The sequence below is a fragment of the Intrasporangium chromatireducens Q5-1 genome (genome assembly GCF_000576575.1).
Classification (GTDB): domain Bacteria; phylum Actinomycetota; class Actinomycetes; order Actinomycetales; family Dermatophilaceae; genus Intrasporangium_A; species Intrasporangium_A chromatireducens.
Genome location: NZ_AWQS01000149.1, coordinates 1 through 9,393 on the forward strand (window position 1 = coordinate 1; position 9,393 = coordinate 9,393).

9 protein-coding genes are annotated in these 9,393 nt (G+C 72.6%); 7 read left to right on the forward strand and 2 right to left on the reverse strand.

Going from position 1 to position 9,393, the window contains the following annotated elements:
* Positions 1-111: 111 nt before the first annotated feature.
* Positions 112-303, forward strand: coding sequence for a hypothetical protein (locus tag N864_RS15275; protein ID WP_155892962.1), 192 nt, complete (start codon positions 112-114; stop codon positions 301-303).
* Here N864_RS15275 and N864_RS15280 read toward each other — a convergent pair whose 3' ends face one another.
* Positions 304-1,707, reverse strand: a complete 1,404-nt coding sequence (locus tag N864_RS15280) for an NAD(P)H-quinone dehydrogenase (protein WP_034718624.1) — start codon at positions 1,705-1,707, stop codon at positions 304-306. It lies immediately after the preceding gene.
* Between the two features lie 83 nt (positions 1,708-1,790).
* Between N864_RS15280 and N864_RS23735 the strand changes: the two genes are divergently transcribed.
* The 3 genes from N864_RS23735 to N864_RS15295 are packed head-to-tail and all read left to right on the forward strand — an operon-like array spanning position 1,791 to position 5,051.
* Positions 1,791-2,519, forward strand: a complete 729-nt coding sequence (locus N864_RS23735; protein ID WP_051518649.1) for a TetR/AcrR family transcriptional regulator — start codon at positions 1,791-1,793, stop codon at positions 2,517-2,519.
* Positions 2,520-2,529: 10 nt separating this feature from the next.
* Positions 2,530-3,369 (forward strand): purine-nucleoside phosphorylase, encoded by an 840-nt coding sequence (locus N864_RS15290; protein ID WP_034718627.1) that lies wholly within the window; start codon positions 2,530-2,532, stop codon positions 3,367-3,369.
* A complete protein-coding gene (locus N864_RS15295) occupies positions 3,366-5,051 on the forward strand; it encodes a phospho-sugar mutase (protein ID WP_034718629.1) in 1,686 nt (561 codons plus the stop codon). The genes N864_RS15290 and N864_RS15295 overlap by 4 nt, the downstream gene beginning before the upstream one ends.
* A gap of 131 nt (positions 5,052-5,182) precedes the next feature.
* Here N864_RS15295 and N864_RS15300 read toward each other — a convergent pair whose 3' ends face one another.
* On the reverse strand, positions 5,183-5,824 hold the full coding sequence (locus N864_RS15300) for a PH domain-containing protein (protein WP_051518650.1): 642 nt from the start codon (positions 5,822-5,824) through the stop codon (positions 5,183-5,185).
* 66 nt (positions 5,825-5,890) lie between these two features.
* Between N864_RS15300 and deoC the strand changes: the two genes are divergently transcribed.
* Genes deoC through N864_RS15315 form a run of 3 tightly spaced genes read left to right on the forward strand, consistent with a single transcriptional unit; the run spans position 5,891 to position 9,257 of the window.
* Entirely contained in the window at positions 5,891-6,892 is a 1,002-nt protein-coding gene (gene deoC / locus N864_RS15305; RefSeq protein WP_081793919.1) for a deoxyribose-phosphate aldolase, read from the forward strand.
* Between the two features lie 17 nt (positions 6,893-6,909).
* Positions 6,910-8,373: an aldehyde dehydrogenase family protein gene (locus N864_RS15310; RefSeq protein ID WP_034718632.1), complete on the forward strand. Its 1,464-nt coding sequence runs from the start codon at positions 6,910-6,912 to the stop codon at positions 8,371-8,373.
* On the forward strand, positions 8,370-9,257 hold the full coding sequence (locus tag N864_RS15315; RefSeq protein WP_034718635.1) for an aldehyde dehydrogenase family protein: 888 nt from the start codon (positions 8,370-8,372) through the stop codon (positions 9,255-9,257). The genes N864_RS15310 and N864_RS15315 overlap by 4 nt, the downstream gene beginning before the upstream one ends.
* Positions 9,258-9,393: the final 136 nt, after the last annotated feature.

A 9,393-nucleotide genomic window follows, 5' to 3' on the forward strand; every position in this document is an offset into this window, starting at 1 on the left:
CGCTCAGCTCAGCGAGCTGAGCGGCATACCTTCTCGTGGGGTGGGCTCAGCGCGGTGCGAGCCCCCGTCCGCCTGGCTGGACCCCCGGCGCCGTCTGGCAGACTCGAGGCCGTGATGACGTCCCTGCTGTCCGAGGCGGCTGCCCAGTCGAGTGGCCTGAACCTCAAGGGCTTCGTCATCGTGGCGATCGTCTTCGCCCTCGTCTACCCGGTCCAGAAGCGCCTGCGGCACTGGGTCTCGCAGCGCCGCCGCGAGCGGTGGCGCGAGGAGGAGCAGCGCCGTGACCCGCGGGACGGGCGCTGATCACTCCGACTGGTGCAGCTGCCGGGCCGCCTCGGTGATCGACCCCGACAGCGACGGGTAGACCGTGATCGTGCTCGCCACCGCGTCGACGCTGAGCCGGTTCTGCACGGCCAGGGCGACGGGAAAGATCAGCTCGGAGGCCTTCGGCGCGACGACCACGCCGCCCAGCACCGTGCCGTAACCGGTGCGGCAGAAGAGCTTGACGAAGCCGGCGTCGATGCCCTGCATCTTGGCGCGGGGGTTGCGGGCCAACGGCAGGAGCACCGACTGCACGTCGGGCATCTCGTCGGCGACCCGCTGGCCGATGCCGACCGTCGCGATCTCGGGATCGGTGAAGATGTTGGCCGCCACGCCGCGGACGTTGAGAGGGGCGACCGCGTCGCCGAGGGCGTGCCACATCGCGATGCGGCCCTGCATCGCGGCGACCGAGGCGAGCGGCAGGACGCCGGTGCAGTCCCCGGCGGCGTAGATCCCGGGGACGGACGTGCGCGAGACCCGGTCGACGGCGATGTGCCCCGACTCCGCGAGCTCGACGCCGACGTGCTCCAGGCCGAGGCCGGCCGTCTGCGGCACTGACCCGACGGCGAGCAGCGCATGGCTGCCCTCGACGGTGCGGCCGTCCGTCAGCGTGACGACGACGCCGTCGCCGGAGCGCTCGACGCCCTGGGCGCGTGACGTGCTCAGCACCTCCATGCCCCGCTCGCGGAAGACACTCTCGATCTGGGTCGCCGCGTCGGCGTCCTCGCCGGGCAGCACGCGCTCGCGGGAGGAGACGAGGGTGACGGCCGAGCCGAGGCCGAGGTAGGCCTGGGCGAGCTCGGCTCCGGTGACGCCGGAGCCGATGACGACGAGCCGCTCGGGCAGGTCGTCGAGGGCGTAGATCTGCTGCCAGGTGAGGATCCGCTCCCCGTCCGGGACCGCGGTGGGCAGGACCCGCGGGGTGGCCCCGGTCGCGAGCAGCACGACGTCGGCAGCGACGTCGACGGTCTCGTTGCCGGAGGTGTCGGCGCGGACGAGCCCGCGCTCGACGAGTCGACCGACCCCGTCGATGACCCGGACACCGACGCTCTCCAGGCTGCGCCGGATGTCCCGGCTCTGCGCGGCGGCGAGGTCGAGGATGCGCCGGTTGACGGCACTGGCCTTGACCTGGACGCCGTCGCCCGCCGTCCGGTCGGGGCCGCCGAGCCTCACCCCGAGCCGGACCGCGATGTCGAGGTCCGCACGCTGGTCGGCCGTCGCGACGAGCGCCTTGCTCGGCACGCAGTCGGTCAGCACCGCGGCGCCGCCGAGCCCGTCCTTCTCGACGATTGTGACGTCCGCGCCGAGCTGCGCCGCCACGAGGGCCGCCTCGTAGCCGCCGGGCCCGCCGCCGATGATGACTACGGAGGTCTCGCGGGTGATCACGCCCCCATCCAACCATCACCGGCGGTGCACCCCGCTCACGCACTAGGCTGGGAACGGCCCTGAACGCTGGTGACAGGAACAGCATGACGACGACCACACGTCCCGTCTCGCCCAGACTGCGCGAGCTGCTCGACGCGGCGGTCGGTGTCGTCGCCGAGAGTGGCCTGCGGGGCCTGACCCACCGCGCCGTCGACGCGGCCGCCGGCCTGCCCCAGGGCACCTGCTCGGCCTACCTGCGCACCCGGCTGGCCCTGCTCACCGCCCTCGCCCAGCACGTCGCGACCCGCCTCGAGCGCGACATCGCCGCCCTCTCCAAGCGGATCGCCGACCACCCCGGCGACCATGCCTACGCGGCGGACCAGACCACCGCGCTGTTCGCCGCCTGGCTGCGCGACCGCGACGTGCTCGTGTGCCGGCTCGAGCTCGCCGTCGCCGCCGCGCACCTGCCAGATGTGGCCGAGGTGTTCAGCGCGTGGCGCCAGCGGCTCGTCGACGTCGTCGCCGACACGGTGATGACCGGTGACGAGGAGTCGTGCCGGACCCGCGCCGAGACCCTCGCGGCGGCGCTCGACGGCGTGCTCATGTCGGCGGTGCTGCGTCCCTCCCGCGGGCGGCGCGCCTACCTGCTGCGCACGGTCTCCACCCTCATCACGGCCCTCGGCACCGCCGAGACCGGTCCCCTCCCCGACCACGACGGCCAGCGCGGAGGGCCTGGCGGCCACCCCGGCGACGCGCCCAGCGCGCGGGGTGGCGCTGCCGGCGCTGCACGGAGCGGCGCACACGGCAGCACCCGACCGGACGGACCTCGCTAGAGTCCACTGCGTGAACAGCAGTGCAGCCGCCGAGACGGGCGACCACGTCGCCGACCCCTACGCCCTCGCCCGTGACGCGGCCCGCGTCATCGCCGAACGGACCGGCATCGTCAAGCACGACATCGCCCTCGTCCTCGGCTCCGGCTGGGGCGGCGCCGCGGACCTCATCGGCGAGACGGTCGCGACCGTCGACAACGTGGACGTGCCCGGCTTCGCGGCGGCGGCCGTCGCCGGCCACAGCGGCGTCATCCGGTCGGTCGCGATCGGCGACACCGGCCGGCATGCTCTCGTCTACGGCACCCGGACGCACTACTACGAGGGCCGGGGCGTCGACGCCGTCGTCCACGGGGTGCGCACGGCCAAGGCCGCCGGCTGCGACACGATTGTGCTGACGAACGGCTGCGGCGGGCTCGACCCGGCGTGGGGCCCGGGCACCCTCGTGCTCATCCGCGACCACATCAACCTCACCGCGTCCACCCCGCTGCACGGCGCGACCTTCGTGGACCTGACCGACCTCTACTCCCACCGGCTGCGTGCCCTCGCCCACGAGGTCGACCCGTCGCTGCCCGAGGGCGTCTACGTCCAGTTCCCCGGCCCGCAGTACGAGACCCCGGCGGAGGTGCGGATGGCCCGCACGATCGGCGGCGACCTCGTCGGGATGTCGACGACGCTCGAGGCGATCGCTGCCCGCGAGGCGGGCCTCGAGATCCTCGGCATCTCGCTCGTCACGAACCCGGCCGCCGGCATCTCCGACCAGCCGCTCAGCCACGAGGAGGTCCTCGAGGCCGGCGCCGCAGCGGCGCCGCGCGCGAGCGCGCTCCTCGCCGACGTCGTGCGGAGGATCGCATGACCGCCTCGTCCACCGACCAGCTGTATGCCGCTGTGCGGGCCTGGCGCGACGACGACCCCGACCCGACGACCCGGGGGGAGCTCGACCGGCTCCTCGCTGCCGCCGAGGCGGGGGACGACGTGGCCCGGGACGACCTCGCCGACCGGTTCGCCGGCACGCTCGAGTTCGGCACGGCCGGGCTGCGCGGGGCCCTCGGGGCGGGACCGAACCGGATGAACCGCAGCGTCGTGATCCGCGCCGCCGCGGGGCTCGTTGCCTACCTCAAGGCCGAGGGCAAGGTGGGCGAGCACCCCACCGTGGTCATCGGCTTCGACGCCCGGTACAACTCCGACGTCTTCGCCCGGGACACCGCTGCCGTCGTCGTCGCAGCCGGCGGGCGGGCGCTGCTCCTGCCCCGGCCGCTGCCGACCCCGGTGCTCGCCTTCGCGATCCGCCACCTGGGGGCCGACGCCGGCGTCATGGTGACGGCCAGCCACAACCCCCCGCAGGACAACGGCTACAAGGTCTACCTCGGCGACGGCAGCCAGATCGTCCCCCCGGCCGACGCCCAGATCGCCGGGCACATCGCCGCGGTCGAGCGCGTCGCCGACGTGGCGCGTGCCACCGACGGCTGGGAGACGCTCGGGCAGGACCTGCAGGACCACTACCTCGAGGCCGTGGTGGCCGTGCTCGACCCGGACTCGCCTCGCGACCTCGCCATCGTGCACACCAGTCTGCACGGCGTCGGCCACGACACGGTCCACGAGGCGTTCGAGCGGGCCGGCTTCCGCGCACCGGAGCCGGTGCAGGAGCAGGCCGTCCCCGACCCTGACTTCCCGACCGTCTCGTTCCCGAACCCGGAGGAGCCCGGAGCGATCGACCTGGCCCTCGCGCGGGCGCGACGCGAGCCGTGCGACCTCGTCATCGCGAACGACCCGGACGCCGACCGGTGCGCAGCCGCGGTACTCGACCCGGCGGTCGGCGACTGGAGGATGCTGCGGGGCGACGAGGTCGGCGCGCTCCTCGGCGCCCACCTCGTGGCGCGGGGCGTCGCGAGCTCCGATGTCTTCGCCAACTCGATCGTCTCGTCGCGCCTGCTCGCGTCGATCGCGCGGGCGGCCGGGATCCGGCACGAGGAGACCTTGACCGGCTTCAAGTGGATCTCCCGGGTCCCGGGGCTGCGCTACGGCTACGAGGAGGCCCTCGGCTACTGCGTCGCCCCCGCCGCGGTGCGCGACAAGGACGGCGTCAGCGCCGCCCTCCTGCTCGCCGAGCTGGCGGCTGGCCTCAAGGCGGCGGGCCGCTCGATCCCGCAGCTGCTCGACGACCTGGCCGTCCAGCACGGCGTCCACGCGACCGACTCGTTCTCGGTGCGGGTCCAGGACCTGTCCCAGATCGGGGTGCTCATGGACCGGCTCCGCGGGGAGCACCCGGCCTCCCTCGCCGGGGTCGACGTCGCGTCGGTCGAGGACCTGGGTGAGGGCTCACGTGGGCTGCCGCCGACCGAGGGGCTGCGCTATCTCCTCGCCGACGACTCCCGGGTCATCGTCCGGCCGAGCGGGACCGAGCCGAAGCTGAAGGTCTACCTCGAGGTGATCGAGCCGGTCGCCGGGCCCGAGGGGCTGGACGCGGCGAAGTCGGCCGCTGCCGAGCGGCTCGCCGGGCTCCGGGTGGAGTTCGAGCGCCTCACCTCGCTGACCTGACCGCCGCTCCCTTTCGCGCAACACACCCGGCAGTGGTCAACTCCCGACGGGAATAACCACCTGGAGTTGCCGAGAGCCGGGTGTGTTGCGGTCGGGTCCGGTGCGGGATCGGCTGCCGGATCGGCGCCGGATCAGAGGACGAACGTGCCGAGCACCCAGAAGGCGAGCGCCGCGAGGAGCAGCCCCACCGGCACCGGCTCCCACGTGCGGGACGCGATGCGCGGCGTCCGGCCGTCCTTGCGGCGCTTGTCGGCGACGATGCGCGCCTCGACCTCGGCGGCGACGGTCTGAGCCTCCACCTTCGCCCGCCGCTCCTTCGTCGGGACCTGCTTGCCCAGGCCGACCCGGTTGGCGCCGATGAGGAAGACCCCGCGGCCGTGGCGGGGACGACCCGGGTCGGCCGGGATCCCCCAGGCGGTGTACTTGGTGCCCCGGCTGTACAGCTCGAGCGCCCACTTGCTCCTGACCTCGTCGATCATCGGCCAGGTGATGTCGATGGTGCGCAACGGGTTGACGATCCGGACGCCCTCGTCGTGGAGCAGGGCGCACGGCCGGACGACGAAGAGCCAGATGAGGACGAGGGCGAGCACGACCGAGGAGATGAGCAGCCAGCTGCGGTTCGGGCTGAGCAGCGCCGGGACGAGCAGCGTGAGGCCCGCGAGCCCTCCGACGACCCCGATCGCGATCGCCGAACCGGGGCGCAGGGTGCGGCTGTTGCGGAACCCGGCCGACCCCACGAGGTCACCGCGGTCACCCGCCTGGCTGAGCGGCATACGTCTCCTCCTTGGTGCACTCCGAGGCTCAGGGTGTCACGTCTCGCGCACGGCTAGACTCGCCGGGTGACCTCAACGATCTCCACGCGCGGTGTGCAGGATCTCACGGCGCGTGCCCGAGACCTGCTCGGCGTGTCCCGGCTGACGAACCATGCGATCGGCGCCTGGCTGCACGGCCTCTCCGGCGTCGACCAGGTCGGCTGCGAGTCGCGCGCCGCGGCGCTCGGCACTCGCTCGATCAAGACCGCGAGCAAGGCCTGGGCCATCGACACCGCCATCGGGATGATCGACCTGACGACCCTCGAGGGCTCGGACACTCCCGGCAAGGTCCGCTCGCTCTGCGCGAAGGCCCTCGTGCCGGACCCGCTCGACCCGTCGACCCCGCGCCCGGCCGCCGTGTGTGTCTACGGCGACAGGGTCGGCATCGCCCGGGAAGCACTGGGAGACAGCGGCATCCACGTCGCTGCCGTGGCGACGGCCTTTCCGTCGGGCCGTGCGAGCCTGCCGGTCAAGCTCGCCGACACGCGGGACGCCGTCGCGGCCGGTGCCGACGAGATCGACATGGTGATCGACCGGGGGGCCTTCCTGGCGGGCGACTACGCGACGGTGTTCAACCAGATCGCCGAGGTCAAGGCGGCCTGCCGGCGCGACGAGGGGCCGGACGCGCACCTCAAGGTGATCCTCGAGACCGGTGAGCTCGTCACCTACGACAACGTCCGTCGCGCCTCCTACCTCGCGATGCTCGCCGGGGGCGACTTCATCAAGACCTCGACCGGCAAGATCTCACCGGCGGCGACCCTGCCCGTCACCCTCATCATGCTCGAGGCCGTGCGCGACTGGCGCGAGCTGACCGGCACGCAGGTCGGCGTCAAGCCGGCGGGCGGCATCCGCACGAGCAAGGACGCGATCAAGTACCTCGTCATGGTGAACGAGGTCGCCGGGGAGGACTGGCTCTCCCCCGAGTGGTTCCGTTTCGGCGCGTCGAGCCTGCTGAACGACCTGCTCCTGCAGCGCCAGAAGCTCACCACCGGCGCCTACTCGGGCTCCGCCTACGTCACCATCGACTGACCGCCGAGGACCAACCCATGCCGAAGTTCGACTACGCCCCTGCGCCCGAGTCGCGCTCGATCGTCACGATCAAGCCGACGTACGGCCTGTTCATCGACGGGACGTTCACCCGCGCCAAGGGTCTCTTCCCGACCATCAACCCGGCGGACGAGACGACGCTCGCCGAGGTCAGCCAGGCCGGCCCCAAGGACGTCGACAAGGCCGTCGATGCCGCCCGACGGGCCTACGAGGGTGTCTGGGGCCGGATGTCCGGTGCGGAGCGGGGCAAGTACCTCTTCCGGATCGCCCGCCTCCTGCAGGAGCGCGCCCGCGAGTTCGCCGTCCTCGAGACGCTCGACAACGGCAAGCCGATCAAGGAGACGCGCGACGTCGACGTCCCGGTCGCCGCAGCGCACTTCTTCTACCACGCCGGTTGGGCGGACAAGCTCGAGTATGCCGGCCTCGCGCCGGCAGGCGGTGACGTGCCGCGCCCGCACGGCGTTGTGGCGCAGGTGATCCCGTGGAACTTCCCGCTGCTCATGCTCGCGTGGAAGGTCGCCCCGGCCCTCGCCACCGGCAACACCGTCGTGCTCAAGCCGGCTGAGACGACGCCCCTGACGGCGCTGCTCTTCGCCGAGGTCTGCCAGCAGGCCGACCTCCCGCCGGGCGTCGTCAACATCCTCACCGGTGACGGCCGCACGGGCCAGGCGCTCGTCGAGCACCCCGGCGTCGACAAGATCGCCTTCACCGGCTCGACGGAGGTGGGCCGCGCCATCGCCCGGGCCATTGCCGGCACCACCAAGAAGGCCACCCTCGAGCTCGGCGGCAAGGCCGCGAACATCATCTTCGACGACGCGGCGATCGACCAGGCGGTCGAGGGGATCGTCAACGGCATCTTCTTCAACCAGGGCCAGGTCTGCTGTGCCGGGTCGCGCCTGCTCGTCCAGGAGCCGATCCACGACGAGGTCGTCTCCCGCCTCCAGCGGCGCCTGGCGACCCTCCGCGTCGGCGACCCGATGGACAAGAACACCGACCTCGGCGCCATCAACAGCAGGGCCCAGCTCGACCGGATCTCGACGCTCGTCGACGCGGGCATCGCCGAGGGCGCGACGGCGTGGGCGCCCGAGTGCACGTTCCCCGGGACGGGCTTCTGGTTCCCGCCCACGGTCCTGACCGGCGTCGCACAGACGCACCGGGTGGCGACCGAGGAGATCTTCGGTCCCGTCCTGTCCGTGCTGACCTTCCGCACCCCGCAGGAGGCGGTCGCGAAGGCGAACAACACGCCCTACGGCCTGTCCGCCGGCGTCTGGACCGAGAAGGGGTCGCGGATCCTCTGGATGGCCGACCAGCTGCGGGCCGGGGTGGTCTGGGCCAACACCTTCAACCGGTTCGACCCGACCTCGCCGTTCGGCGGCTACAAGGAGTCGGGCTACGGGCGCGAGGGCGGTCGCCACGGGCTCGAGGCCTATGTCACCCACACCACGACGGGAGCCGCTCGATGACCCGGTTGGATGTCCGCAAGACGTACAAGCTCTACATCGGGGGCAAGTTCCCGCGCAGCGAGTCAGGACGGTCGTATGCCGTTCAGTCGGCTTCCGGTGACTTCCTGGCCAACGCGTCGCTCGGCTCCCGCAAGGACCTCCGCGACGCGGTCGTGGCCGCGCGCGGTGCCGTCAAGGGGTGGTCGGGTGCCACGGCGTACAACCGCGGCCAGGTGCTCTATCGGGTGGCCGAGGTCCTCGAGGGCCGGCGTGCGCAGTTCGTCGACGAGGTCGCCGCGGGCGAGGGGCTGACCGCCCGCGCCGCCGGTGGCGTCGTCGACGCAGCCGTCGACCGGTTGGTCTGGTACGCCGGGTGGACGGACAAGATCGCGCAGGTGCTCGGCAATCTCAACCCGGTGGCCGGTCCGTTCTTCAACGTCTCCGTGCCAGAGCCGACCGGCGTGGTGGGCGTCCTTGCGCCGCAGCGCAGCTCCCTGCTGGGGCTCGTCTCGGTGGTCGCTCCCGTCATCGCGACCGGCAACACGGCCGTCGTGCTGACCTCCACGGAGCGTCCGCTGCCGGCGGTGACGTTCGGCGAGGTCCTCGCGACGTCCGACGTGCCCGGTGGCGTGGTCAACCTCATCACCGCGCGCACGGCCGAGGTCGCGCCGTGGCTGGCGTCGCACCGGGACGTCAACGCGCTCGACCTCACGGGGGCAGCGGGCGCGGACGGCGTCGACTGGGGCGAGCTCGAGGCAGCCGCCGCCGACACGATCAAGCGGGTCTACCGCCCCGAGGTCGTCGACGGCGTCGCGGTCGAGCCCGACTGGACCGCTGCTCCGGGCCTCGGCCGGCTCCGCGCCTTCGTCGAGACCAAGACCGTCTGGCACCCCAAGGGCCTCTGACCCGTGACCGCCGAGGCCGCCGATCCGCTCGCCTCCGATCGAGAGCACAACCCCCACGATCGAGAGCACAACCCCGACGATCGAGAGCACAACCCCGACGATCGAGAGTGCACTTCCGACGATCGAGAGTGCACTT

Bases quoted from the DNA above. Each gene is read 5' to 3' on its own strand.
- N864_RS23735 (WP_051518649.1), top strand. From the start codon at position 1,791: ATGACGACGACCACACGTCCCGTCTCGCCCAGACTGCGCGAGCTGCTC.
- N864_RS15295 (WP_034718629.1), top strand. From the start codon at position 3,366: ATGACCGCCTCGTCCACCGACCAGCTGTATGCCGCTGTGCGGGCCTGG.
- N864_RS15300 (WP_051518650.1), bottom strand. From the start codon at position 5,824: ATGCCGCTCAGCCAGGCGGGTGACCGCGGTGACCTCGTGGGGTCGGCC.
- N864_RS15310 (WP_034718632.1), top strand. From the start codon at position 6,910: ATGCCGAAGTTCGACTACGCCCCTGCGCCCGAGTCGCGCTCGATCGTC.
- N864_RS15315 (WP_034718635.1), top strand. From the start codon at position 8,370: ATGACCCGGTTGGATGTCCGCAAGACGTACAAGCTCTACATCGGGGGC.